The organism is Qipengyuania marincola, from assembly GCF_029688625.1.
In the GTDB taxonomy this organism is placed as follows: Bacteria; Pseudomonadota; Alphaproteobacteria; order Sphingomonadales; family Sphingomonadaceae; genus Qipengyuania.
Window position 1 is genome coordinate 406,114 of record NZ_JARULC010000002.1, and the last position, 24,277, is coordinate 430,390.

Annotated in this window: 26 protein-coding genes and 1 tRNA gene; 13 read left to right on the plus strand and 14 right to left on the minus strand. The window is 65.2% G+C overall.

The annotated features are described in order from the left end of the window. Window positions 1–14: 14 nt before the first annotated feature. Window positions 15–1,247, plus strand: coding sequence for an NAD(P)/FAD-dependent oxidoreductase (locus tag P8Q88_RS07180; RefSeq protein ID WP_278323167.1), 1,233 nt, complete (start codon window positions 15–17; stop codon window positions 1,245–1,247). On the opposite strand, the gene queG is transcribed toward P8Q88_RS07180, so the two are convergent. Further along, window positions 1,225–2,274, minus strand: a complete 1,050-nt coding sequence (gene queG, locus P8Q88_RS07185) for a tRNA epoxyqueuosine(34) reductase QueG (protein WP_278323168.1) — start codon at window positions 2,272–2,274, stop codon at window positions 1,225–1,227. The two genes, P8Q88_RS07180 and queG, sit on opposite strands and share 23 nt — an antisense overlap. A 66-nt stretch (window positions 2,275–2,340) precedes the next feature. Between queG and P8Q88_RS07190 the strand changes: the two genes are divergently transcribed. The 4 genes from P8Q88_RS07190 (at window position 2,341) to msrB (ending at window position 6,584) form a co-directional block, all read left to right on the plus strand. Then, window positions 2,341–3,333 carry an ABC transporter ATP-binding protein gene (locus P8Q88_RS07190; protein ID WP_278323641.1) on the plus strand — a complete coding sequence of 331 codons (993 nt, stop codon included), beginning with the start codon at window positions 2,341–2,343 and terminating at the stop codon, window positions 3,331–3,333. Continuing rightward, window positions 3,330–4,529: an ABC transporter permease gene (locus P8Q88_RS07195; protein ID WP_278323169.1), complete on the plus strand. Its 1,200-nt coding sequence runs from the start codon at window positions 3,330–3,332 to the stop codon at window positions 4,527–4,529. Before P8Q88_RS07190 ends, P8Q88_RS07195 begins: the two co-directional genes overlap by 4 nt. A 138-nt stretch (window positions 4,530–4,667) precedes the next feature. Then, complete coding sequence (locus P8Q88_RS07200; protein ID WP_278323170.1) at window positions 4,668–6,005, plus strand: cytochrome P450; 1,338 nt, start codon at window positions 4,668–4,670, stop codon at window positions 6,003–6,005. A gap of 81 nt (window positions 6,006–6,086) precedes the next feature. Next, a complete protein-coding gene (gene msrB / locus P8Q88_RS07205; protein ID WP_446532539.1) occupies window positions 6,087–6,584 on the plus strand; it encodes a peptide-methionine (R)-S-oxide reductase MsrB in 498 nt (165 codons plus the stop codon). Window positions 6,585–6,590: 6 nt separating this feature from the next. Here msrB and P8Q88_RS07210 read toward each other — a convergent pair whose 3' ends face one another. The 4 genes from P8Q88_RS07210 to P8Q88_RS07225 all read right to left on the minus strand — a co-directional run bounded on the left by P8Q88_RS07210 (window position 6,591) and on the right by P8Q88_RS07225 (window position 8,298). Next, window positions 6,591–7,217 carry a PilZ domain-containing protein gene (locus tag P8Q88_RS07210; RefSeq protein WP_278323171.1) on the minus strand — a complete coding sequence of 209 codons (627 nt, stop codon included), beginning with the start codon at window positions 7,215–7,217 and terminating at the stop codon, window positions 6,591–6,593. Window positions 7,218–7,365: 148 nt separating this feature from the next. Then, window positions 7,366–7,450, minus strand: a tRNA-Leu gene (locus tag P8Q88_RS07215). A gap of 67 nt (window positions 7,451–7,517) precedes the next feature. After that, window positions 7,518–7,799 carry an integration host factor subunit beta gene (locus P8Q88_RS07220; protein ID WP_278323172.1) on the minus strand — a complete coding sequence of 94 codons (282 nt, stop codon included), beginning with the start codon at window positions 7,797–7,799 and terminating at the stop codon, window positions 7,518–7,520. A 157-nt stretch (window positions 7,800–7,956) separates the two neighbouring features. Next, a complete protein-coding gene (locus P8Q88_RS07225) occupies window positions 7,957–8,298 on the minus strand; it encodes a GntR family transcriptional regulator (protein ID WP_278323173.1) in 342 nt (113 codons plus the stop codon). A 214-nt stretch (window positions 8,299–8,512) separates the two neighbouring features. Between P8Q88_RS07225 and P8Q88_RS07230 the strand changes: the two genes are divergently transcribed. The 5 genes from P8Q88_RS07230 to P8Q88_RS07250 all read left to right on the plus strand — a co-directional run bounded on the left by P8Q88_RS07230 (window position 8,513) and on the right by P8Q88_RS07250 (window position 14,481). Next, a complete protein-coding gene (locus P8Q88_RS07230) occupies window positions 8,513–10,360 on the plus strand; it encodes a peptide MFS transporter (RefSeq protein ID WP_278323174.1) in 1,848 nt (615 codons plus the stop codon). Window positions 10,361–10,464: 104 nt separating this feature from the next. After that, window positions 10,465–11,838, plus strand: coding sequence for an amidohydrolase (locus P8Q88_RS07235; protein WP_278323175.1), 1,374 nt, complete (start codon window positions 10,465–10,467; stop codon window positions 11,836–11,838). Then, window positions 11,835–13,217, plus strand: a complete 1,383-nt coding sequence (locus tag P8Q88_RS07240; RefSeq protein ID WP_278323176.1) for an amidohydrolase family protein — start codon at window positions 11,835–11,837, stop codon at window positions 13,215–13,217. The genes P8Q88_RS07235 and P8Q88_RS07240 overlap by 4 nt, the downstream gene beginning before the upstream one ends. Then, window positions 13,207–13,725 (plus strand): FKBP-type peptidyl-prolyl cis-trans isomerase, encoded by a 519-nt coding sequence (locus P8Q88_RS07245; protein ID WP_278323177.1) that lies wholly within the window; start codon window positions 13,207–13,209, stop codon window positions 13,723–13,725. The genes P8Q88_RS07240 and P8Q88_RS07245 overlap by 11 nt, the downstream gene beginning before the upstream one ends. A 78-nt stretch (window positions 13,726–13,803) precedes the next feature. Continuing rightward, complete coding sequence (locus P8Q88_RS07250; RefSeq protein ID WP_278323178.1) at window positions 13,804–14,481, plus strand: NnrU family protein; 678 nt, start codon at window positions 13,804–13,806, stop codon at window positions 14,479–14,481. Here P8Q88_RS07250 and P8Q88_RS07255 read toward each other — a convergent pair. Further along, window positions 14,478–15,275, minus strand: a complete 798-nt coding sequence (locus tag P8Q88_RS07255) for a crotonase/enoyl-CoA hydratase family protein (protein ID WP_278323179.1) — start codon at window positions 15,273–15,275, stop codon at window positions 14,478–14,480. The genes P8Q88_RS07250 and P8Q88_RS07255 overlap by 4 nt on opposite strands. Before the next feature lie 10 nt (window positions 15,276–15,285). After that, the gene (locus tag P8Q88_RS07260) at window positions 15,286–15,630 is read right to left on the minus strand and encodes a winged helix-turn-helix transcriptional regulator (protein ID WP_278323180.1); all 345 of its coding nucleotides are present in this window, start codon (window positions 15,628–15,630) and stop codon (window positions 15,286–15,288) included. 78 nt (window positions 15,631–15,708) lie between these two features. On the opposite strand from P8Q88_RS07260, the gene P8Q88_RS07265 reads away from it, so the two are divergent. After that, the gene (locus P8Q88_RS07265) at window positions 15,709–16,167 is read left to right on the plus strand and encodes a PaaI family thioesterase (protein WP_278323181.1); all 459 of its coding nucleotides are present in this window, start codon (window positions 15,709–15,711) and stop codon (window positions 16,165–16,167) included. Here the strand turns inward: P8Q88_RS07265 and dxs are convergent. The 7 genes from dxs to rpe all read right to left on the minus strand — a co-directional run bounded on the left by dxs (window position 16,164) and on the right by rpe (window position 23,703). Continuing rightward, the gene (dxs, locus tag P8Q88_RS07270; RefSeq protein ID WP_278323182.1) at window positions 16,164–18,086 is read right to left on the minus strand and encodes a 1-deoxy-D-xylulose-5-phosphate synthase; all 1,923 of its coding nucleotides are present in this window, start codon (window positions 18,084–18,086) and stop codon (window positions 16,164–16,166) included. The two genes, P8Q88_RS07265 and dxs, sit on opposite strands and share 4 nt — an antisense overlap. A 76-nt stretch (window positions 18,087–18,162) precedes the next feature. Continuing rightward, on the minus strand, window positions 18,163–18,624 hold the full coding sequence (locus tag P8Q88_RS07275) for a Fur family transcriptional regulator (protein WP_278323183.1): 462 nt from the start codon (window positions 18,622–18,624) through the stop codon (window positions 18,163–18,165). Between the two features lie 36 nt (window positions 18,625–18,660). Beyond that, window positions 18,661–19,341 carry a peptide-methionine (S)-S-oxide reductase MsrA gene (gene msrA, locus P8Q88_RS07280; protein ID WP_278323184.1) on the minus strand — a complete coding sequence of 227 codons (681 nt, stop codon included), beginning with the start codon at window positions 19,339–19,341 and terminating at the stop codon, window positions 18,661–18,663. Next, the gene (locus P8Q88_RS07285; RefSeq protein ID WP_278323185.1) at window positions 19,341–19,472 is read right to left on the minus strand and encodes a hypothetical protein; all 132 of its coding nucleotides are present in this window, start codon (window positions 19,470–19,472) and stop codon (window positions 19,341–19,343) included. Before P8Q88_RS07285 ends, msrA begins: the two co-directional genes overlap by 1 nt. Window positions 19,473–19,584: 112 nt before the next feature. After that, entirely contained in the window at window positions 19,585–21,171 is a 1,587-nt protein-coding gene (gene purH / locus P8Q88_RS07290; RefSeq protein ID WP_278323186.1) for a bifunctional phosphoribosylaminoimidazolecarboxamide formyltransferase/IMP cyclohydrolase, read from the minus strand. A 7-nt stretch (window positions 21,172–21,178) separates the two neighbouring features. After that, window positions 21,179–23,044, minus strand: coding sequence for a heparinase II/III family protein (locus P8Q88_RS07295; RefSeq protein ID WP_278323187.1), 1,866 nt, complete (start codon window positions 23,042–23,044; stop codon window positions 21,179–21,181). After that, window positions 23,041–23,703: a ribulose-phosphate 3-epimerase gene (rpe, locus tag P8Q88_RS07300; RefSeq protein WP_278323188.1), complete on the minus strand. Its 663-nt coding sequence runs from the start codon at window positions 23,701–23,703 to the stop codon at window positions 23,041–23,043. Before rpe ends, P8Q88_RS07295 begins: the two co-directional genes overlap by 4 nt. A gap of 118 nt (window positions 23,704–23,821) precedes the next feature. Between rpe and P8Q88_RS07305 the strand changes: the two genes are divergently transcribed. Both P8Q88_RS07305 and P8Q88_RS07310 read left to right on the plus strand, forming a co-directional pair. Further along, the gene (locus P8Q88_RS07305) at window positions 23,822–24,088 is read left to right on the plus strand and encodes a PqqD family protein (protein ID WP_278323189.1); all 267 of its coding nucleotides are present in this window, start codon (window positions 23,822–23,824) and stop codon (window positions 24,086–24,088) included. A gap of 50 nt (window positions 24,089–24,138) precedes the next feature. Next, window positions 24,139–24,276, plus strand: coding sequence for a hypothetical protein (locus P8Q88_RS07310; RefSeq protein WP_278323190.1), 138 nt, complete (start codon window positions 24,139–24,141; stop codon window positions 24,274–24,276). Window position 24,277: the final 1 nt, after the last annotated feature.

Genomic DNA, 24,277 nt, shown 5'->3' on the forward strand with positions numbered 1-24,277 from the left:
CAGCCACGCCCCCGATGGAGCATTACGACGTCGTCATAGTGGGATCGGGGCACGGCGGTGCCCAGGCCGCGATTGCCCTCAGGCAAAACGGGCACGAGGATCGTATCCTCATGGTCAGCCGCGACCGCAATCCCCCGTACGAGCGCCCGCCACTGAGCAAGGAATATCTCGCCGGCGAAAAACCGTTCGAGCGTATCCTGTTGCGCCCGGAGAAGTTCTGGGCGGACAAGAACGTCGAGCTCAAGCTCGGCTGCAATGTCAACGAAGTAGATGTGATGCGGCACGAACTCGCCCTGTCGGACGATAGCGCGGTCACCTACCGTCGGCTGATCTGGGCCGGCGGAGGCGATGCCCGCCGCCTGAGCTGCCCGGGCTGCGATGCGAGCAACATCCACTACGTGCGCTCGCGCCGCGATGTCGATGCGCTGCGCGCGGCTCTGGATACGGGGGCAAAGCGCGCGGTCATCATCGGCGCGGGCTATATCGGCCTCGAGACAGCGGCAGTGCTGCGCAAGCTCGGCTGCCAGGTCACGGTGGTCGAGGCGCTGGACAGGGTGCTCGCGCGCGTTGCCGGCCCTGACCTGTCGGCCTTCTATGCCGACTATCACCAGCGACAGGGCGTCGATCTGCGCCTTTCCACCAAGGTCGAGCGGATGGAAACCTCCGACGACGCGGTGACCGCGGTGCTGACCGCAGACGGCGAACGCCTGCCCTGCGACATCGTGATCGTGGGTATCGGGATCGTCCCCGCGGTCGGACCGCTGATCGCTGCCGGTGCCGCCGGCACCAATGGCGTCGACGTCGACAGCTACTGCCGCACGACACTCGACGATATCTATGCGGTGGGCGATTGCGCCGCCCATTCCAATCCCTTCGCCGACAATGCCGTCATCCGCCTGGAGTCGGTCCAGAACGCCCATGACATGGCCACCTGCGCGGCCAAATCCATCTTGGGCGACAAGCAGGATTATCACGCCATCCCCTGGTTCTGGTCGAACCAGTACGACCTCAAGCTCCAGACCGTCGGCATTTCGGCCGGATACGATGCCACGGTGCTGCGCGGCGATCCCGCCATGGCGAAGTTCAGCGTCGTCTATCTGAAGGAGGGGCGCGTCATCGCGCTCGACTGCGTCAATGCCACCAAGGATTATGTCCAGGGGCGAAAGCTGGTGGTCGACGGGGCCGTGATCGATCCCGGGCTGCTCGCCGATTCCGACACGCAGCTCAAGGAAATGGCGGCAACCTGACCAGCGCCCAGCGCGCGGCATCGGCAACCGCTGGATCTGCATCTTCGCACAGTTCGCGCACCTGCGGCTCAAGCATCGCAGCGCCGCTATTGCCCGCGGCATAGAGGCAGTTGCGCACGAATCGGTTCCGCCCGATCCGCTTGATGGGCGAACCTGAGAAAAACTGCCGGAAGCCGGCATCGTCGAAGCGCAGGAAGGCAGCGAGATCGGGCGCGAGCAGCTCTTCGCGCGGAGCAAGCTTCAGATGGCGGTGCGCCGCATCGGCAAACTTGTTCCACGGGCACACGGTGAGGCAATCGTCGCAGCCGTAGATGCGATTTCCCAGAGCTTCGCGAAACTCCTCCGGGACCGGACCCCGGTGCTCGATCGTGAGGTAGGAAATGCAGCGCCGCGCATCGAGCTGATAGGGGGCGGGGAAGGCGTCGGTCGGGCAGGCATCCTGACAGGCCCGACATTGGCCGCAGCGGTCGGCATGCGGCGTGTCGGGCGTGAACTCGAGCGTCGAGTAGATCGCTCCCAGAAACAGCCAGCTGCCATGCGCCCGGCTGACGAGATTGGTGTGCTTGCCCTGCCACCCGATCCCCGCCGCTTCGCCGAGCGGTTTTTCCATGACCGGCGCGGTATCGACGAAGACCTTGAGTTCGCTTTCCGGCTCCCGCGCGATCAGCCAGCGGGCCAGCGCCTTCAGCGCCTTTTTCACGACATCGTGATAATCGCGGCCTTGGGCATAGACCGAAATCCGCGCTTTCTCGGGTGCATCTTCCAGAGCCAGCGGATCGATGTCGGGCGCGTAGCTCATGCCGAGCGCGATCACGCCGCGCGCATCCGGCCACAGCCCCGTGGGGGAAGCGCGCTGTTCCTCGCGCGCCTCCATCCATTCCATGTCGCCGTGCCGCCCCTCGCCGAGGAATGTCGCGAGCCGCTCCTCGCGCACCGGATCGGGCGCGGCCGAAGTAAAGCCGCAGGCGACAAAGCCCAGCCGCGCAGCCTCTTCGCGCAAATCTGCCTGCAACTGCCCGTTAACCACCTTTGCACGTGCTCCCGTTCATTCCCGGGGATTAAGCCCGGTCCAATGCTTACCGAGACCGGATCGATGACGCGACCCACATTGGCGCAGGCCCATCCCGTGGCCCAGGCCCTGGCCATCGAAGCCGCCGGACTGGTCAAGCGGTTCGACGGGACGCTGGCTGTGGACGGGGTGGACATATCCGTGCCCGAAGGCGCGATCTACGGCATTCTCGGACCAAACGGTGCAGGCAAGACGACCACGCTGCGCATGCTGCTGGGCATCATCGACCCGGACGAGGGAGTGCGCCGCGTCTTCGGTCATGACCGGCCGCACGAAGTCGCCAAGCTGATCGGCTATCTGCCCGAGGAACGCGGCCTTTATCCGGCGATGAAATGCGACGATGCGATCGCCTTCCTCGGCGCATTGCGCGGGCTGCCGCTCGATATCGGCAAGGCACGGGGGCGCGAGCTGCTGGAACAGCATGGTCTCGGCCATGCGATCGATCGCCAGATCCGGCACCTGTCCAAGGGCATGGCGCAGACCGTCCAGCTGCTCGGCACGCTGGTCCATCGCCCGAAGCTGGTCGTGTTCGACGAACCGTTCAGCGGCCTCGATGCGATCAACCAGGGCAAGCTGGAGCAGCTGATCCGGCGTCTCGCCGACGAGGGGACGACGGTGATCTTCTCGACGCATGTCATCCACCACGCCGAACGGCTGTGCGACGAGGTCGCGATTATCGCCGGCGGCAAGGTGCCCTATGCCGGATCGGTCGACGCCGCGCGCGATCGCATTCCCGCGCAAGTGAGGCTGGAGACACGGGCCCCTGGCGGAACCTGGCGCACCGCCCTTCCGGACGACGCGCGGCACGATGCCAAGGCAGGCGGCAGCCACTTCTGGTATTTCCCCGTGCCCGAAAGCGGGATCGCAGCCCTGCTCAAGCGCCTGATCGAAGGCGAGGCCGGCATCCTGTCGCTGTCGATCGAGCGCGCCGGCCTGCACGATGCATTCGTGGAAATCGCAGGCGAAGCCGCAGCGCGGGCGCTGGCGGATGATGGCGCTTCGGAGGCCGTGCGATGACCGACACCACCCGCCTTTCCCTGTTCGAGGCCGCACGGGTCGTCGCCCGCCGCGATTTCCGCGCCATCCTGTTCAGCCGGGCTTTCCTGTTCTTCCTCCTCGGCCCCCTGTTCCCGATCGTCGTCGGAGCACTGGCGGGCGGTATCGGTGGCCAGGTCCAGCGCGATGCGACCACCAATCTCATGGCGGTCACGATGAGTGATGCCGACACTGCTGCCATGCTGCGGGCCCGGCAGGCGCTTGCCGAAGAGATCGGCTACGCCCTGCCCGAGCTGGGCCCCGATACTTCGGGCGATGCGCCAGCGGAGATCCTCGCGCGGCCCGGCAATACCTATGCCGCCGTTCTGAGCGGCACGCTGCAGTCGCCCGTCGTCAGCGCTCCACCCGAACAGATCGAACGCTGGCGCGGCGCGGTGGCCGTGCTGGCCGCCAGCGCGCAAGGGGCAGCGCCGGACAGCTTCCCCGAAGTCGCGACTCAGCCGGTTGCGACCAGCGCCGCCGCCGCGCGCAGCGACCGCATTCGCACCGCGCAAGCAGGCCAGCTCCTGCTGTTCCTGCTGATGATGCTGCTTGCCGGGATGGTGCTGTCCAACCTGGTGGAGGAAAAGGGGAACAAGGTCATCGAAGTGCTCGCCGCCGCGATCCCGATGGACGCCGTGTTCTTCGGCAAGCTGTTCGCAATGCTCGGGATCAGCTTCGTCGGCATCGCAGTATGGGCGGGTTTCGTCGGCGCCGCTTTCCTCTTGCTGGGCGAACAGATGCCACTCCTGCCCGAGCCAGCGCTCGGCTGGCCGGCCTTTGCGGCGCTGGCCATCGCGTATTTCTCGCTTGGCTATCTGCTCCTGGGCTCGCTGTTCCTGACCGTCGGCGGGCTGGCCGCGACAGTGCGGGAAGTTCAGACGCTGTCCATGCCGGTGACCATGCTGCAGCTGCTGGTATTCTTCCTTGCAGCCGCCGCGATCACCCGACCCGGCTCTGCACTCGAGCTGACGGCGGCAATCTTTCCACTGTCCTCGCCCTTTGCGATGCTGGCCCGGGCTGCGCAGTCGGAGGCGATCTGGCCGCATGCCCTCGCGCTCGGCTGGCAGGTGCTCTGCGTCGCGCTGTTCGTGCGCTTCGGCGCGAGCCTGTTCCGTCGTCGGGTGATGAAGTCCGGCAGAGCCGGCCGTGCGCCGAAAACCGCGCGGGCGGCATAGGCCGGATCGAATCCTGTCCTGGCACCGCCAGTTAGGTTCCGTTTTGCAACGCACTATTGACACACCTGTCAGTTAGGGCAGGATGCAAGGCGAGAGATGAGCGGCCGGCGACAGAGTCGCTCCGATACGGAGAGAACCATGGCCACCGCAGCAGTCACCCGCCCCGAATGCCGGACCGAACCGACCGCGCATCTTGCGCTGAAGAAGCATTTCGAGGAGCATCCCGAACAGCGGCTCCAGCATACGCACAAGTGGGATGTCAGCCGCAGTGACATCTACGCGGAGAACACCTGGCACCCGATCTTCAGGGAAATGCGCGAAGCCGGGCCGCTGCATTACATACCGGAAAGCCCGTTCGGCCCCTATTGGGCGGTCGTCCAGCACAAGGCCATCCAGCATATCGAGGCCCTGCCAGAGATTTTCTCCTCCAGCTGGGAACACGGCGGGATCACCATCCTCAACCGGCTGACCGAGGAAGAGATTGCCGAGAGTGGCGTCGATCGGCGCGAGTTGCCGATGTTCATCGCGATGGACCGCCCGCAGCACACCGGCCAGCGCCGCACCGTCGCGCCGAAATTCACGCCGAGTGGCATGGCGGAAATGGAACCTGATATCCGCCAGCGGACAGGCGAATTGCTCGATACGCTGCCGCGTGGCGAGGTGTTCGACTGGGTCGACAAGGTCTCGATCGAGCTGACCACCGGGATGCTCGCCATCCTCTTCGGCTTTCCGTGGGAAGACCGCCGGCTGCTGACTTTCTGGTCCGACTGGTCGGGCGATACGGAGCTCGCCACCGTGCGCGAACTCGACGAGATGCGCTGGGGCTTCCTTCACGAGATGGCGGCCTATTTCCAGTCGCTCTGGGTCGAACGCACGCATGACAAGGAGCCGGGCGACGATCTCATTTCGATGATGATCCATTCCGAGGCCATGAACCAGATGCGGCCAGAGGAATTCATGGGCAATCTCGTCCTGCTGATCGTGGGCGGCAACGACACCACGCGCAATTCGATGAGCGGCTTCGTCTACCAGCTCGACAAGAACCCCGACCAGCGCAAGCTCTTCGAACAGAATCCAGACGTGATCCCCAATGCGGTGCAGGAAATGCTGCGCATGCAGACCCCGCTGGCGCATATGCGCCGAACCTGCACCGAGGATACCGAAGTGTTCGGCCAGCAGATCAAGAAGGGCGACAAGGTTGTCCTGTGGTACCTGTCGGCCAATCGCGACGAGCAGGTGTTCGAGAACCCCGACAAGCTCGACCTGACGCGCGAAAATGCGCGGCGCCACATCGCCTTCGGCTATGGCATCCACCGCTGCGTGGGCGCGCGGCTGGCCGAATTGCAGCTGCGTATCCTGCTCGAGGAAATGCACAAGCGCCGCATGCGCGTGCATGTCGCCGGCGATATCGAGCGCGTGCGAGCCAACTTCGTGCACGGCTTCCGCAAGCTCGAGGTCGAGATCACCGAATTCTGAGAAGGCGCGTAACTTTTTCGCGCACTCAAGCGTAGATTCAGGTGCGGATCGCTAGTGGTCCGCGTCATGGAACAGCATGCAATGAACTCGACCGACCCCACCCGCCGGCGCTTCATGGGATGGATCGGCGCGTCCGCCAGCTTTGCAGCGCTCGCCGCTTGCGGTTCGGGCACGGCGGAAGCGAAAAGCTTCCCAGTATCCCTCAGCGAGGCGCAGTGGCGCAAGAAGCTTACGAAGGCGGAGTTCTACGTGTTGCGCGAGGAGGGCACGGAACGCCCCTATTCCTCGCCGTTGAACGACGAGAAGAGGGCCGGGACCTTCGTCTGCGCCGGATGCGGCAATGCGCTATATTCCTCGCGCACGAAGTTCGAATCGGGGACAGGTTGGCCCAGCTTCTGGGCCCCGGTCGAAAAGGGCGCCGTCGGGACAAGCACCGATTACAAGATCGGCTATCCGCGGACCGAGGTGCATTGCGCCGATTGCGGCGGCCATCTGGGGCATATCTTCAACGACGGCCCGCGCCCGACCGGCAAGCGGCACTGCATCAATGGCGTGGCGCTGGATTTCCAGCCCGCCTGATCGCGGCTAGCCGTGCAGCAGAAGCGGGCACTGCACCCGCGCCGCCAGCAGGGCGAATTCACGCAACGAAAGGAAGTTCTGAAAGGCAAGGCCATATCTGGCATCGCGCCGCCAGCGGACCTTGCAGCGCGTTTCGCTGAGATAGTCGTTCTCGAGGCGCACCGGCTGGTCGATCGCGAAAACATTGTCGCAATCGAGCCGCGCGCCCTGTTGCGAGATGTTTGTCACGAATGCGTTCGAGCGCTGGGTCAGCGTCGATACCGTCACCGGCATCATGAGATTGAGCCGCAGCTGGCGCTTCGGGTAGTTCCAGTTCTCCTGGACCAGCCGATCCACCTCGACTGGCTCGACGAAGGTGTAGCTTGCGTCGAAATCGCGGCTGCGAACCATCGACAGCTCGTGGATCTCGCCATTTTGCAGCTCCAACGCGACCGACGCATCCGTCGGCAGCCCGTGGAATGTCCGCAGGCTTACCCCCTTGGCCGATACGTCGCGGATGACGCAGACGAACTCGCCTTGCCCGCAGACCAGCTTCGCTGCCCGGATGAGCGAAGTGTAACGCGGCGCCCCACGCTTCTCCGCCGCCGGTTCGACATCATCGATCGCGTTCAGATTCCCAGCGCTAAAGTCCAAAATGCCAACCCCGTTCGACCGACGGCACCCCATGTCCGTCGGTCGTTCAAATAGCCTCGCGGCCGTTCAATCGTGGCGAATAGGCCCCTAGGGGTTAATACGTGGATAAACGGCTGCCGGGTGTGCGGACATCGTCGCGAACGCAGCCTGGTGCGGGTGGTGGGACTCGAACCCACACGTCCAAAGGACAGGGGATTTTAAGTCCCCGGCGTCTACCATTCCGCCACACCCGCCTGCGCAGCGAGCGGTAGGCAATCGGCAGGCTTCGCGCAATCGCGCGGCGACGCCAGAAACGAGAAATCAGCTTTCGTTGAGCCGCTTGCGCATATCCTTGCCCGGCTTGAAATAGGGCACGCGCTTGGCCGGCACGTCCACTGCCTCGCCGGTGCGCGGATTGCGGCCCTTGCGCGCTTCGCGCTCGCGAGTGGAAAAGGCGCCGAAGCCACGCAATTCCACCCTGCCGCCTTCGGCCAGGCGACGGGCGATTTCCTCGAAGAAGATGTCGACGACCTGCTCGACCTCTTCGCCGCGCAAATCGGGATTGTCCTCGGCGAGGGCGGTCAGAAGTTCGGATCGGATCATGTGCGCTCTCCCGGCCATTCCCCATGGGCGGCCAGCATTTCCTTATGGTTCGATCGCAACCCGCGTATCGCGGGTAACCAATGGGTCCCGCCGGGTCACCTGTGCCAGATGCGCGGGCGCGCCGCAAGCGGGCCGCGCATTTCCGTTCGGTCCAACGTCAGACCTCGGCAAGCAGTTCCTCGGGCTCGACGCCCAGGCGGCGCATGCGCGCGCGGATTTCCGGCCACTCCCGCTCGAGGAATTCGCGGCGCTCGCTCTGCCGCAACCGCTCTGCCGCTCCGTGCACGACATACATGCCGACACCGCGCTGGACTTCGACGAGGCCATCATTCTGGAACTGCTGGTAGGCTTTCGCCACGGTCAGCGGGTTGGCGCCCTGTTCGCTGGCCAAGGCCCGCACCGACGGCAGCATCTCGCCTTCGCCATAGCGCCCATCGATGATCGCCGCCGCGATCATGTCGCGCAGCTTCAGATAGACCGGCTTGTTGGCGTTGGACATGGCGATTCCCCGAAAGACAGTGATACAGTGCCATAATACAGCGCGGCGCACAAGGTTCCCGCCTGCGCAGCTCATGCCCGATCGGCGGCTCGCAATGCGGTCACGCATGTAACTAAGGCTTCACATGTGCGCGCGAGCCGCTAGGGTGCGCCCCACTTCGGGGAGGCGGCGCGCAAATTGGCGGGATCCGCACAATTAGGGAATTCCGTACACAATGGTCGAAGGCGTTTTCTTCACATTTGGCTCCGCATACGAAATGTGGGCCTTTCGCATCGCCGTCGTGGCGCTGGTTTCTTTCCTCATCGGCGGAATGGTGCTGATCACCCGCCCGCAGGAAGAGGTCATCGGCCATCCCAAGGGGCTGTTCCTGCTGTTCATGGCCGAAATGTGGGAGCGCTTCTCCTACTACGGCATGCGCGCCCTGCTGATCTTCTACCTCGTTCAGCACTGGCTCTTTTCCGATGCCGAAGCCTCGGTCATCTACGGCGCTTACACTGCCTTGGTGTACATCGCCCCGGTCGTCGGCGGCTACCTTGCCGACCGCTATGTCGGGCAGCGCAAGGCGGTGCTGTTCGGCGCGGTCCTGCTGACCTTCGGCCACTTCTTCATGGCCTTCGAAGGCGACGGATCGCTGGGCCAGGACAACCCGATGCTCAACGTGTTCTGGCTGGCGCTGGCGCTGATCATCGTGGGTTCGGGCTTCCTCAAGGCGAACATCTCGGTCCTCGTCGGCCAGCTCTATTCGCGCACCGACATTCGCCGCGATCCCGCCTACACCATCTTCTACATGGGCATTAACGTCGGCGCGGCGACCGCCTCGATCATCTGCGGCTATCTGGGCCAGACGGTAGGCTGGGAATACGGCTTCGGACTTGCCGGCTTCGGCATGCTTATCGGTCTCGTGTTCTTCGTCATCGGCAAGCCGCTGTTGCGCGGCAAGGGCGAACCGCAGAACCCCGAACGCATTGCGGGCGGGAAGGAATATCTGATCTACGGCGCGGGCCTCGGCATGGTCGCCCTGTGCTGGCTGGCCATCCAGTACCAGGAGCTGGTCGGCGTGCTGCTGGGCGGCTTCGGCGGGGCGCTGGTTGCCTATGTGCTGGCGATCGTCACCTTCCAGATGGCCTATGGCTCCTGGCAGAAGGCACCCACGGTGCCGTTCTTCATCTATATCTCCAGCGCGGTCGGGCTGATCGTTTCGCTGATCGCCGCTTCGCAGGGCAGCGAACCGGCGCAATACACCGCCGGGGCTTCGCTTCTCATCCTTATCGGGGTCCTGATCCAGCAATCGATGGTCAAGGCGTTCCACGAACGCGACCGCATTTTCGCGGCCATGTTCCTCATCATCGTCTCGGTGGTGTTCTGGGCACTGTTCGAACAGGCCGGGTCCAGCCTCAACCTGTTCACCGACCGCCATGTTGATACGCAGGGTGTGAGCGCTTCGATCTTCCAGTCGGTCAATGCGATCTATATCGTGCTGCTGGCACCGCTCTTCGCCATGCTGTGGCAGGGACTGGCGGCAAAGGGTGCGGAACCCAGCACGCCGATGAAGTTCGGCCTCGCCGTCGTGCAGGTCGGCCTCGGCTTCCTCGTCCTTGTCTGGGGTGCGGAAAGCGTGGGCGTGAACGTGCCGACGCCGGTCATCTTCATCTTCCTGATCTACCTGCTCCACACCACCGGCGAGCTGTGCCTCAGCCCGGTCGGCCTGTCCGCCATGAACCGCCTCAGCCCGGCACACATCGCTTCGCTGGTCATGGGCACCTGGTTCTTCGCATCGGCGACCGGCAACTTTGCCGCCGGCCTGATCGCTGCGGCCACCGGTGCGGAAGGCGTGGGCGAGGAGGCCGGCAAGCAGTTGGTCCTCGACGTTTACGGCACCGTCGGCTGGTGGGCCGTCGGGATTGGCGTCGGCGTCATGGTCCTCAGCCCGCTCGTCAAGAAGCTGCTGCATCTCGATACGCTGCGCGACGACAATGTCGGCGACGATCTGGAAGGCCAGGCGGAGTTCCCCGCCGAACCCCAGGCTGCGGGCATGCACCCCGAAACGCGGCCGTCCAGCTGACGGTGACGGGAAGGATCGGCCAGCCGCCGTTTCGTTCCGACAAAAGCGATTGACCGGACGGGCCGGGGCAGCAATGCTCCGGCCCGACTGCTTTGGGGGTTTCCATGAAACGTATCGCTCTATTCGCCTGCGCCGCCGCCTTCGCGACGGCCGGATGCTCGACCACGGGAAGTGCCGATTCGGGCTCCGATACCGACTGGACCGCGCCGGTCGGCGAGGATGGGAGGGCCCCCTTCTCATCGACCTACGAACGCTATCCCGGTCGCCCCACCGCTCTGGTGGGCGCAACCGTCTATGACGGGGCAGGCAACCGGATAGACAACGGTACCGTGCTGTTTCGCGACGGCGAGGTCGTGGCGGTGGGCGACGCCTCGCTCGACACCTCCGACTACGATGTGTTCGACGGCAGCGGCAAGTTCGTGACCCCCGGAATCATCGATATCCACTCGCATCTGGGCGACTATCCCACGCCCAGTGTCGATGCGCATTCGGACGGAAACGAGGCGACCAGCCCGACCACCCCCGAAGTCTGGGCCGAACATTCGGTCTGGCCGCAGGACCCCGGCTTCAGCCGTGCGCTGGCCAATGGCGGCGTCACCGCGCTGCAGATCCTGCCCGGTTCGGCCAACCTCATGGGCGGGCGCTCGGTTACGCTGAAGAACGTGCCTGCGCGCACGGTGCAGGGGATGAAGTTCCCCGGCGCGCCCTATGGCTTCAAGATGGCCTGCGGCGAGAACCCCAAGCGCGTCTACGGCAACCGCGGTCGCATGCCCTCCACCCGCATGGGCAATTTCGCGGTCAACCGGCAAACCTGGCTCGAAGCGCGCGCCTACGACGGAAAGAAGCGCGACCTGGGCAAGGAAACGCTGAAGGGCGTGCTCGACGGCGAGATCCTGGTCCACAACCATTGCTACCGCGCCGACGAAATGGCGCTGGTCATGGATATGGCCAAGGAGATGGGCTACAAGGTCAGCGCCTTCCACCACGCGGTCGAAGCCTACAAGATCGGCGATCTGCTGCGCGAAAACGACGTATGCAGCGCGATCTGGGCCGACTGGTACGGCTTCAAGATGGAAAGCTACGACGGCATCCTCGAAAACGCCGCCTTCTTGCAGCGCGAAGGCGCCTGTGTGGTGATCCATTCGGACAGCGCGCAAGATATCCAGCGCCTCAATCAGGAAGCCGCCAAGGCGCAGGCCGCGGGGCGCCGCCTCGGCATCGACATTTCGGATGCTACGGTCATCGGCTGGATCACGCTCAATGCGGCCAAGGCCATGGGCATCGATGAAATGACCGGCAGCCTCGAGCCCGGCAAGATGGCCGATGTCGTGCTGTGGAACGGCGATCCTCTGAGCGTCTACTCCCGGCCCGAGAAGGTCTGGGTCGATGGCGCGCTGATGTATGACGCGCTGGACCGCAAGCGGCGGCCGGTAAGCGATTTCGAGCTCGGCCAGCCGGGCGAAGGAGATGTGAAATGAAGCGCGCTGTCGCTCTTGCAGCCGGCTTGCTTGCCTGCGCCTCCGCCTTTCCCGCTGCCGCCCAGAACATCGCAATGACCGGCGTAACCGTTGCCACCGGGGACGGCTCCGATCCGATCGAGAACGGTGCGGTGATCGTGGAGAACGGCCGCGTGGTCTATGCCGGCCCTGCGGCAGGCATGCCGCAGACTGCCATGCCGCTGATGGAAGCCGCACCCGGCACCTGGGTCACGCCCGGCCTCGTCGCCACGGTCACGAACCTCGGCCTGTGGGACGTGGGCGCGGTCAGCGAATCCAACGATATCCGCGCGGGCGATTCGCCCTTCAGCGCTGCGCTGGATGCGGCGCCGATCGTCAATCCGGCATCCCAGCATATCGCCATCCACCGGGCGGCGGGCGTCACTCGCGCAGCCACGGTTACCTCGGCGAGCAGCTCGATCTTCGGCGGACAGGGCGCAATCATCGACCTCGGCAGCGATCCGCAGGCGGTAACGCGCGCACGGGCGTTCCAGACCGTCTCGCTTGGGGAAAGCGGTGCGCGCCTCGCCGGTGGCAGCCGTGCGTCGGCCCATGCCCTGCTGCGCAATGCGCTGCGCGAGGCGAACGAGTTCGGCAGCGATGCGCGCATCCCCGGGATCCGTTCACGGCCGGCCGAACAGGGTGTGGGCGACGATGTGCCGCTCGATCCTCGACTGGTCGACAATCGCGCGGAGCGAGGCGACGACGTGTTGCTCAGCCGCTTCGATGCGGCCGCGCTGGTGCCGGTCGTGCGGGGCGAGCAACCGCTCTATGTCATGGTCGAGCGCGCGTCCGACATTCGCAGCGTGCTTGCGCTGAAGCGCGAGTTTTCGCGTCTCGACCTCGTGCTGGTCGGGGCCAGCGAAGGCTGGCTGGTCGCGAGCGACATTGCGGCGGCGGGCGTTCCGGTGATTGCCGACGGGCTCGACGATCTGCCGCAGGGCTTCGAGGAGCTTGCCGCGACGCAGAGCAATGTGGGCCGTATGGTCAAGGCGGGTGTGACGGTCGCGATCAATGCTGCGGCGATGGAGAATCCGCGCAATCTCAACCAGTATGCCGGCAATCTCGTGGCCCTGTCGCGCATTCCGGGTGCCGACGGGCTGAGTTGGGGGCAGGCCTTCGCCGCTATCACTTCGGTCCCGGCGCGCATCAGCGGACTGGGCGGGCGCGCAGGCGTTCTAGCACCCGGTGCTGCGGGCGACGTCGTCGTGTGGGATGGCGATCCGCTGGAGGTCGGCGCCATGCCGACCCGCGTCTATATCGATGGAGTGGAGCAACCACTCGAGAACCACCAGAGCCGCCTGCGTGACCGCTATCGCGACCTCGACGAGAGTGACCTGCCCAAGGCCTATGACTGGTAGGATCGTGGACGACATGCGCTCGACCTTCTTCGCGCTGGGTGCGGCGGTGCTGGCGGTCGGCGGCTATTCGCTGGCGGCGCAGGAAACCCCGCCGGACCGGTCGCAGGACATCGCCTGGATGAATGCGCAGCAGAGCTATCTCGCCGGCCTCTCGCACGAGGACGGTTGGCGCTACGAGCCCGGCGGCCTGCGCTGGCGCTATGTCGAATATGCGGGAAGCGAGCGCAAACCGACCGTCGAGGACACGGTGACGGTGCATTACGCGGGCACCTTCATCGACGGCGAGACCTTCGATTCCAGCTTCGACCGGGGCGAGCCCGCGACCTTCCCGCTCGGGCGCCTGATCAAGGGCTGGCAGGTCGCCATCCCGAAGATGGGCGTGGGCGACACGATCGAAGTCGCGATCCCGGCCGAGCTGGCCTACGGCGTGGAAGGCAAGGGCCCGATCCCCGGCGGCGCGACGTTGCTGTTCAAGGTGCAGCTGATCGATTTTGAAGCCGCTGAGTAGTCCGCCAAAGCAAGCGGCTTGCAAAAAGGTTTCGATCTGCTACCTATGTTGACGATGTAAACATAGGAGTGCGCGACCATGGATCAGGCTCTCGTTTCGCTTCTCGCCGCGTCGATTGCGTTTGTCGGAACGCATTTCGCCCTTTCGCATCCACTGCGCGCGCCGATCGTCGGCACTCTTGGCGAGGGCGGTTTCATGCTGATCTACAACGTCGTCGCCATCGCCTGCCTGGTATGGATGTATTTCGCCTTCAAGGCCGCACCGCCCGCTGATCTTGGCGGTTCGGGGAATCTGGGCTGGGCCGTCGCGACGCTCCTCACCCTGCCGGCCCTCGCGCTGTTCCTTGGCGCGATGACGCCGCGCAATCCCGCCATGCCGACTCCGGGAGCGGAAGCAGCGGCGCGGGCGGGACCGGCAGGAGCCTTCCTCGTGACGCGCCATCCGATGATGTGGGGCTTCGCGCTCTGGGCACTCTCGCACATCGTGCTGTGGTGGAGCACGCGAACGCTGATCGTCGGCGGTGCGATCCTCGTCCTCTCACTGGTAGGCGCAAGATTGCAGGACGCGAAGAAGCGCGGCCAGATGGGTGATGCGTGGCGCAGTTGGGAGGAGCAGACGAGTTTCATCCCGCGCCTGTCGAAGCTCGCCGCGCTGAGCTGGAAAGGCTGGCTCGCCGCGGCGCTCGCCTGGGGCGTGCTGATGTGGGTACACCTGCCGCTTGGCGGCATCCCGGCAGGTGTGTTTCGCTGGGTCTAGCTCCCAGTGAAGTTCGGCGCGCGCTTCTCGATCAGCGCGTCCACGCCTTCCATGTGATCCTCGGTCAGATGCATCAGCGCCTGCGTGTTCGCCGCCATTTCCAGCGCGGTGTCGTAGCTGAGCGAACGCCCTTGCCGCATCAGGTTCTTCGCCTGCCGCAGCGCATGCGGGGGCATGGCCGCAACCTTGCCCGCAAGCGCGCGGGCCTCGTCCATCAAGGCCTCGCCGTCGACCACGCGGCTAACGAGGCCCCAGTCCTGCGCGGTCGCGGCGTCGATCACGTCGCCGGTGTAGAACAGCTCCGCCGCGCGCGCCTCGCCGATGATGCGCGGCAGGATCCAGGTGCCGCCATCGCCCGGGATGATGCCGAGCTTGAGGAAGGTGACACCGAACTTCGCCTTGTCACTCGCGATGCGCATGTCGGCCAGGCAGGCGAGGTCGCACCCCAACCCGATCGCCGGGCCATTCACTGCTGCGATCAGCGGTACGCGCATGCCGTAGAGCGCGCGCAGCACCTTGTGGATGTTGTTGCGGTAGCCGTCCGAGATCTCCGGCGCGGTCCCGCCGAAGGAGCCGGTGCGCTCCTTCATCGCCTTGATGTCGCCGCCCGCAGAGAACGCCCGTCCTGCCCCGGTCAGGATCACGCAGCGCACGCCCAAGTCCGCATTGATCGCATCGCAGGCGGCGGCGAAAGCATCCCCGTCACCCGACGCGCCGAGCGGGTTCATAGTGTCGGGGCGATTGAGGGTGAGCGTGGTGACGTGGTCGGCGGTGTCGATGGTCAGCAGGGTCATGGAAAGTACGCTAGAAGGATGGTGCGTCGCCGTCGAGCAACCATTCTTGTCCCCAATCGCGCATCGCACCCATCACCGGGGCGAGCGCCCGCCCCGCTTCGGTCAGTCGATATTCCGCACGGCGACCGGTGGGAGGGTCACGCTCGAGCACCCCATGGTCAATCAACGCTGCCAATCGCGATGTAAGTGCGGCACGATTGATGCCGGTGTTCGGCAGAAATTCTTCAAATCGGGTCGCCCCGAGGAAGGCCTCGCGCAGGATGAGCAGAACCCAGCGGTCGCCGAGAAGGCGGGATGCGCGCCCTATGGGACACGGTGAGCGGGACGGACGGAGACGATGGATGGATTGGCTCACAGTCTGCTTTTTAGACTTGACGCAGCCGGACGCAAGGGCGATCACTAGGTCTGGAAATAAGACTTAGCGAAGAATCGCATGGCTCGTCCCGGTTTCGACAACGAGCAACAGGTGCTCGATTACATGAAACGGATTGCAGTGGGACGGTCGGGCTTTTCGAGCTTCCTACAGCTCGAGCCGATCCGTTGCTGGGAAGGCGAGGCCGAAATCCTCATGGAGGTCCGCCCGGAAATGACCCAGCATCACGGATTCGCACACGGAGCCATCGTTGGGCTCATGGCCGATAACGCCTGTGCGTGGGCCGCAAGCTCGGCGGTGGGTGATGTGGTCACCGGCAACTACACTATCAATTTTCTGGCCCCCGCCAGAGGTCAGCGGCTTCGATCCCGGGGCAGCGTTGTGAAGGCCGGTAAGCGCCAAGTGGTCGTTCGCGCCGACGTCTGGTCGGAAGCCGATGATGCCGAACCGGCGCTTGTCGCAGTCGCCCAGGCGACGATCGTACCTACCGGCATCCCGACATCGAAGGAAACGACCTAGGCCCGCGCCTCTTCCACGCCCGCGCTGTTATGCCGCAGCGCGCTCAGCACGGTGTCGACGATGTGCGGCGCGTTCAGCCCCGCCTCGTCATACTGCTTCGCGGGATCGTCCTGGTCCTGGAACACATCCGGCAGGCGCATGGTGCGCACTTTCAGCCCGGCATCGGTCAGCCCGTTGTCACTGGCGTAGGTCAGCACATGCGCGCCGAGGCCGCCGATGGCGCCTTCCTCGACCGTGACCACGACCTCGTGGCTGCGCATCAGCTTCTCGATCAGCGCGGTGTCGAGCGGCTTGGCGAAGCGAAGATCGGCGACGGTGGTCGACAAGCCCTTGGCTTCGAGCTGGTCGGCTGCCTTCTTGGCCTCCTCCAGCCGCGCGCCGAGCGACAGGATGGCGACTTTAGAACCCTCGCGCACGATGCGGCCCTTGCCGATTTCGAGCTTCTCCAGCTTTTCCGGGATCGGGACGCCCGTGCCGCTTCCGCGCGGATAGCGGAAGGCGATCGGGCCGTCGTCATACTCGGCCGCGGTGTAGGTCATATGCGCCAGCTCCGCCTCGTCGGCGGCTGCCATCACGACCATGTTGGGCAGGGTGGCGAGATAGGTGATGTCGAAGCTGCCGGCATGGGTGCAGCCGTCTGCCCCCACCAGCCCGGCGCGGTCGATGGCGAAGCGCACGGGCAGGTTCTGGATCGCCACATCGTGCACCACCTGGTCGTAGGCGCGCTGGAGGAAGGTCGAATAGATCGCTGCGAAGGGCCGCATGCCTTCCGCCGCGAGGCCCGCCGCGAAAGTAACGCCATGCTGTTCGGCGATACCGACGTCGAAGGCCTTGTCGGGATGCGCCTTGGCGAACTTGTCGACACCAGTACCGCTCGGCATCGCAGCGGTAATCGCGCAAATGCGCGGATCGCTGTCAGCCAGCTTGGCCAGCGTTTCGCCGAAGACGTTCTGGTAGGCGGGCGGGCCGCCACTCGATTTCTTCTGCTCGCCGGTCACGACGTCGAACTTGGCCACGCCGTGATATTTGTCGGCACTGTTTTCGGCCGGGGCATAGCCCTTGCCCTTCGTCGTCACGACATGGATCAGCACCGGGCCCTGCTCGCTGTCGCGCACGTTCTCCAGCACCGGGATGAGGTGGTCGAGATTGTGGCCGTCGATCGGGCCGACATAATAGAAGCCCAGCTCTTCGAACATGGTCCCGCCGGTCACCATGCCGCGGGCATATTCTTCCGCTTTCTCGAGCCCGCCCCAGACGCGGCGGCCCATCTTGCGGGCGAGTTTGGAGGCCATGCTCCGCAAGCCGAGATATTCGCTGCTCGACACCATGCGCGCGAGATAGGCAGACAGGCCACCCACCGGCGGGGCGATCGACATGTCGTTGTCGTTGAGGATCACCACCAGGCGATTACCCGCCTGTTCGGCATTGTTCATCGCTTCATAGGCCATGCCGGCGCTCATCGCGCCGTCGCCGATCACCGCGATGCCGCGGCCGGGCCGGCCCTGCATCTTGTTGGCCATGGCAAAGCCCAGTGCCGCGCTGATCGAGGTCGACGAGTGGGCCGCGCCGAACGGATCGTATTCGCTTTCCGCACGCTTGGTGAAACCGCTGAGGCCGCCGCCCTGGCGCAGGGTGCGAATGCGGTCGCGCCGTCCGGTCAGGATCTTGTGCGGATAGCATTGGTGGCCGACGTCCCACACGAGCTTGTCGGTCGGCGTATCGAAGACATAATGGATCGCGGTGGTCAGCTCTACCACGCCCAGACCCGAGCCCAGGTGCCCGCCGGTCGTCCCGACGGCGTCGATCATTTCCGCGCGCAATTCGTCCGAAAGTTGGCGCAATTGCTCTTTCTTTAGCTTGCGGAGATCGTCGGGAGTGTCGACCGTGTCGAGCAGCGGCGTCTTGGGACGGGTATTCATACGAATGCCTTACACTCGCATTTCCGACCTGTCGATGAACGGTTTGACAGGCAAATGAGCCGCTTCGCCGCCGAAGTCAGGCTGCACAATCGTCGCACAAGCCTCTGAGTTCGACGACCGGGCGCACGTCGGTAAAGCCCGCCGTCTTGCCTGCCTCGCGTAGGGAGCCGGTCACGCGCTCGTCGTCGATGTGAGTCGCCTTGCCGCAATCGTCGCAGATCAGGAAGATACAGTCGTGGCGACAGCCCGGATGGGTGTTGACGAGATAGGCATTCGCGCTCTCGATCCGGTTGGCCAGATTGTTGCGCACGAACAGGTCGAGAATGCGATAGACGCTGTTGGGCGCGACGCGCTTGCCGCGCGCGGCGGATAGGTTGTCGGCGATGTCGTAGGCGCTGGCCGGCTTGTCGTGCCGTGCCAGTTCCTCGAACACCGACTGGCGCATGCCGGTCCATTGCTCGCCATGGTCGGTCAACGCATGCCGCGCAGCCTCAACCAGATCGTCGCCCTCGTGTTCCCTGTGGGTATGGCCTGCCATGCCCGACAGGTAGGCTGCAGCCCGGGGCGTATCAAGTCAGTTCGGCTGGAACTTCGCGCTATAGACGCCCGGATACATGGCTTTCAGCGCCCGGACCTTCGGCGCATCCCAGCGCACGATATAGCCGTGGCGCGGGTTCTTGAGCATGAAGTCCTGGTGGTAGGTTTCGGCATCGTAGAATGTCTGCGCCCGCTCGATCTTCGTGACGATCGGCTTGTCCCACAGCTTCGCCGCCTTCAACTGGCCGAGATAGGCCTTGGCGACTGCAGCCTGTTCTGCCGATAGCGGCACCAGCGCATTGCGATAATGCGCGCCCACATCCGGCCCCTGGCGATTGAGCTGGGTCGGGTCGGTCACGACCGAGAAGAAGATGCGCAGCAGCTGATCGTAGCGAATGACCTTGGGATCATAGGTGACCTTCACCGCTTCCGCATGATCGGTCACGCCCGACGAAACGAGCTTATAGTCCGCCTGGCGCCGGGTGCCGCCGTGATAGCCGGACACGGCGCTCTTCACGCCTTTCACATGGCTGAAGACGCCTTCGACGCCCCAGAAGCAGCCACCGGCGAAGATCGCGGTCTTGAGGCCGGAGCCTTCCTTGGCGATGCGCTTTGCCTGCGGCGCCTCGACCACGCTTTCGGCGGCATTGGCCGGTTGCATGCAGGCACTCGCGCCCAGCGAAAGGGCCACGGCGAGGAAAGTCGCGCGAAGCTTCATCAGAAGATCGACGCGACCACTTGCGGGATGGCCGTGAGGATTTCGCCGCCACTGGCGACGACGATGGCGAGGACTCCGGCAGCGAAACCGATGCCGAAATTGCGATAGAGGTCGGGGGTGAACAGTTGCATGATGGGTCTTTCGTCAGTCTTGCCCACATGGTTACACCTGCCGCAATTGCGACATGCTTAATGCGATGGTTGTGAACTATTCAGCCGATCAGGCGCGAAAATGAATACGCGCTCAGTGGCGGAAGTGGCGCATCCTGGTGAAGACCATTGCGAGGCCGCGCTCGTTCGCGGCGGCGATGACTTCGTCGTCGCGGATCGAGCCGCCCGGCTGGATGATCGCGGTCGCGCCCGCTTCGGCGGCGGCCAGCAAACCGTCGGCGAAGGGGAAGAAGGCATCCGATGCCACCGCGCTGCCGACAGCGCGGCTCTGCTCCCAGCCGTATTTCTCGGCCGCCTCGGCTGCCTTGAGCGCAGCGATCCGCGAGCTGTCGCGGCGGTTCATCTGGCCTGCACCAATTCCGGCGGTCGCGCCATCCTTGGCATAGACGATCGCGTTCGACTTCACATGGCGCGCCACGGTCCAGGCGAACAGGCAATCCTTGAGTTCCTGCTCGCTCGGCTCGCGCTCGGTCACGACCTTGAGCTCCGCCTCGGTAATGGCGCCATTATCGCGCGTCTGCACCAGCAGGCCGCCGGTGATCGGTTTCACGGACAGGCCGCCGCGACGCGGATCAGGCAGGTCGCCGGTGACCAGCAGGCGCAGGTTCTTCTTCTTCGCGAAGATCTCGCGCGCCTCGTCCGTCACCGATGGAGCGATCACGACTTCGGTAAAGATTTCGCAGATCGCCTCGGCTGTCTGGCCGTCGAGCCCGGCGTTCACCGCGACGATCCCGCCGAAGGCCGAGACGCTGTCGCAGGCCAGTGCCTCGTTCCATGCTTCCAGCAACGTGCCCGCCTGGGCTACGCCGCAGGGATTGGCGTGCTTGACGATGACCACCGCCGGATCGCCGCCTTTGAATTCGGCGCACAGTTCCAGCGCGGCATCGGCATCGTTGTAATTGTTGTAGCTGAGCTCCTTGCCCTGCAGCTGCTCGGCTTGCGCGATGCCCTTCGCATGAGGCCCGACCGGCGTATAGAGCGCGGCCTTCTGATGCGGGTTCTCGCCATAGCGCAGCTCGACCGGCGCCTTGCCGTTGACCGCGAGGAAATCCGGGAAGGTCTGCTGCTGGTCGGCGAAGGCGAACCATTGGCTGATCATGCTGTCGTAAGCTGCAGTCGCCGCGAAGGCCTTGGCCGCACACTCGCGCCGAAACTCCAGGCTGGTTGCGCCATTTGCCTCCAGTTCACCGACCAGCGTGTCGTAATCGGCCGGATCGGTGACTATGGTGACGAACTGGTGGTTCTTCGCCGCCGAGCGCACCATCGACGGCCCGCCGATATCGATATTCTCGATGATCTCGTCGCGCTCCGCCCCGCGCATGACGGTGGCCTCGAACGGATAGAGATTGACCACCACGAGATCGATCGCGCCGATGGCGTGTTCGTCCATCGCAGCAGCATGCTCGGGATTGTCGCGCACGGCGAGAAGCCCGCCATGGACCATCGGGTGAAGCGTCTTGACGCGCCCGTCCATCATCTCGGGAAAGCCGGTAAGATCGGAGACATCCTTAACCGCCAGCCCCGCCTCGCGCAGCGCCCGCGCCGTGCCGCCGGTCGAGACGAGTTCGACGCCCTTTGCCGAAAGCGCCTTGCCGAGCTCCACCAAACCGCTCTTGTCGGACACCGAAAGCAGTGCCCGCCTGATCGCCACATCCGTCACGTGAAATTCACCCCATTCGTTTGAGCAGCCAGGGGAAACGTCCCCCGCTGCGCGCCGCCAGTCCTTCGACGACGAGCTGCCTCGTGGCACGCGGCCGCCCGTGGCCGTCGACCCACAGGCTGTCCTCGAGTCCGACCTCGGCCTCGCCGCTATCGCCCCCGAGCCGGAATTGCCAGTAGCTTCCGTCAGGCAGCGCCAGCCCTGCCCCGCGCTTGTCTTCGGACAGGCCCGCCTCGATCCCGTGGCCGAGGTGGAAGCGGATCGCGAAGCCGATCTTGCCCCGCTTGCCGCTGCGGCCCGACGGCTCCAGCAGGTCCTCGCCGCGCAATTCCTCGCCGTCGGCGGAGAGCAGCAGAATGCGGCGATGGAGCAGGCCGTGGCGCGCGGCATAGCCATTATGCACGGCCTCCAGCCGGGTAGCGTCGCGGCCGCGTTGCTTCACGATAGTGCGCGCGATGTCGACTTCCTCCACCCCCTTGCCGATCTGGCCCTTGATCAGCACCGCGGTCGAATTGGCATCATCGAGCACCAGCGTCGAATGCGCAGCCGTGCCGCGCAAGCCCTGTTCGATGCGGATCGGCACCTGCGCACCCGCCAGTTCGGCCCCTCCGCAATTGACGATCAGCCGCTGTGCCCGACAGGAAAATTCGAAAGCGAGCGTCGAAGCGCAGCCGGACCGCGCATGGCGCGCCCGCGGCGGGGGCGCCGCATCGAGCACGAGCACGCTCTTGCCCGCATCGACCCGCTGGTAACCCCAATGCCGCAAATCCTTGCCCGGGCGGGCGCGTACGCCGGTCGCTTGGATCAACGCATCGAGCCGCGCGGCCGAAATCTTGCCCGAACCCTGCCAGCTGCCCAGCGCCCGGTCGCCCATGCGCAGGGTCAGGAGTGGCGGGACGAGAAGCGCGATCATCGTGTCGAGCGCGGATGGCGGTTCGCAATCGACCGCATCGTAGCAAGCCTTGAGATCGACCAGCACGCTGATCGCCTCCATCTGCGCCAGCGGACTGCGCGAGAGCACCCCGCCATCGTCGCTGACCAGCTCGCCAAGAGCGCGCAGCAAGCCTGCCTCACCGAACAAGCGGCGCGGCCGGCCATCGGGCAGCAGCAGGCCCGCAGCAACTATCGCGCTCCAGCCCGCGACCTGCCCCAGCCGGTCGCCCGCGCCAGTGACATTGCGATCAAGCCAGCGCGCTGTCGCCTCCATCGCCTCCAGCACCCGCGCGCGCTTGGCTGCTTCACCCGACAGGATCAGCGGGGCGTGGACGAACCAGGCGAGCAGGCGCAGCCCGGCATTCTCCACCGTCCATGCGGCGCCCTTCCCCGGCTGCGGGTTCGCCCTGAGCCATTTGGTCAGCAGCTTTTCGGCGAGCGGACCGCACTCCTCCCGCGGGGCGCAGGCGGCGAGGTCGCGCAGCCAGCCGAAGCCATGCACGGCGCGCAGAAAAGGCGGCGTAAGCGGCGCCATGGTCGCGAAATCGAGCTTGCCGAGCGGCGCCTTGAGGCCGTGCACCTGCAGCTGCCCGGCGCGAAGCGCCATTCCCGCGGCGCGATCGCCCTCATGCGAACTCTGCGGCGTACCGAGCAGGCGCAACGGCGCGGGCTTGCGCAGCGGCGCCGCCAGGATCGAGCCGGGAACCCCGAGGCGATAGGCCCAGCGCACGGCGGAATCGATCGGGCTGGACGAGGAAGGCCTGAGGTCCGAAAGGACGAGCGCCCGCCCCTGCTCCACCGCCGCATCGCCTTCGCCGCGATCTTCGTGATGCCGGGTGACAAGAACCTCTTCCGCGTCGCCGAGCGGCAGCGCGAGATCGTCGGCAGTGTCGAGCGTGCGGTCGTCTTCCCGCAGGAGCGTTTGCGCCCCGTCGGTCATTGCCCGCCCTTCAGCGCAGCGATGTTCGCGGCATACTGTCCCGGCCCGCCCTTGAAGGTGGCCGAACCCGCAACCAGCACGTCCGCACCGGCATCGACGCAAAGCCGCGCGGTGTCCTCGTTGACGCCGCCATCGACCTCCAGATGGATGTCGCGCCCGGTCCGGTCGATCATCTTGCGGATCGCCTCCACCTTGCGCAGTTGCGAATGGATGAAGCTCTGCCCGCCGAAGCCGGGATTGACGCTCATCACCAGCACGAGGTCGACCTCGTCGATCAGGTAGTCGAGCATCTTGGCGGGCGTGCCGGGATTGAGCACCACGCCGGCCTTCTTGCCGAGGCCGCGAATCGCCTGCAGCGTGCGATGGATATGCGGCCCCGCCTCCGGATGCACGGTGATGATGTCAGCACCTGCCTCGGCGAACGCTTCGAGATAGGGATCGATCGGCGCGATCATCAGGTGCACGTCGAACGGCTTGTCCGTGTGCGGGCGCAGCGCCTTCACCACCGCCGGGCCGATGGTGATATTGGGTACGTAATGCCCGTCCATCACGTCGACATGGATCCAGTCTGCCCCCGCCTCGTCGATCGCGCGCACTTCCTCGCCCAGCCGCGCAAAATCGGCAGAGAGGATGGAGGGGGAGATCAGCGGAGTGGTCATGCGGGCGGCGGCCTTGGTCGCGTGTGAGCCTCGGCCAGCCCTACGCGCGCGAAAGGGCGGTTAACAAGCGAGCCACCATGCCTTTTCCACACCGCACGAAGCGCCTAGGTTCGACCACATGACCGTGCTGCGCAAACTCACCGCGAATTTCGTCGAGACCGAGATCGACGACGAAGTCCTGCTGGTCGATCTCGACGGGGGCGAGCTGTTCTCGCTGTCCGGCACCGCGCGGGCGACGTGGAAGCTGATCGACGGGGAGCGCAGCCTGGCCGCAATCGTCGATGCGCTGGAAGACGAGTTTGCCGCTCCCGCCGAAATCATCGCGCGCGATGTCAACGCGCTGGTTCAGGAGCTGGACAGTGCCGCGCTGATAGCGCTCGGCTAGATTTCTGCGAGACTTGCGCTATCTTGGAAGCAAGCGCGAAGGGAAGCATGATGACCGAGCAAACGACCGATACGACTGCCGGGAAGCGCGAATGGGTTGCACCGCAACTCGTCCGCCTCGGCACGATTCGCGATATTGCGGGCCCGCGCGGCAGGGGCTTTCAGGCTGGCCCCAACAGCAGGTCCTGAT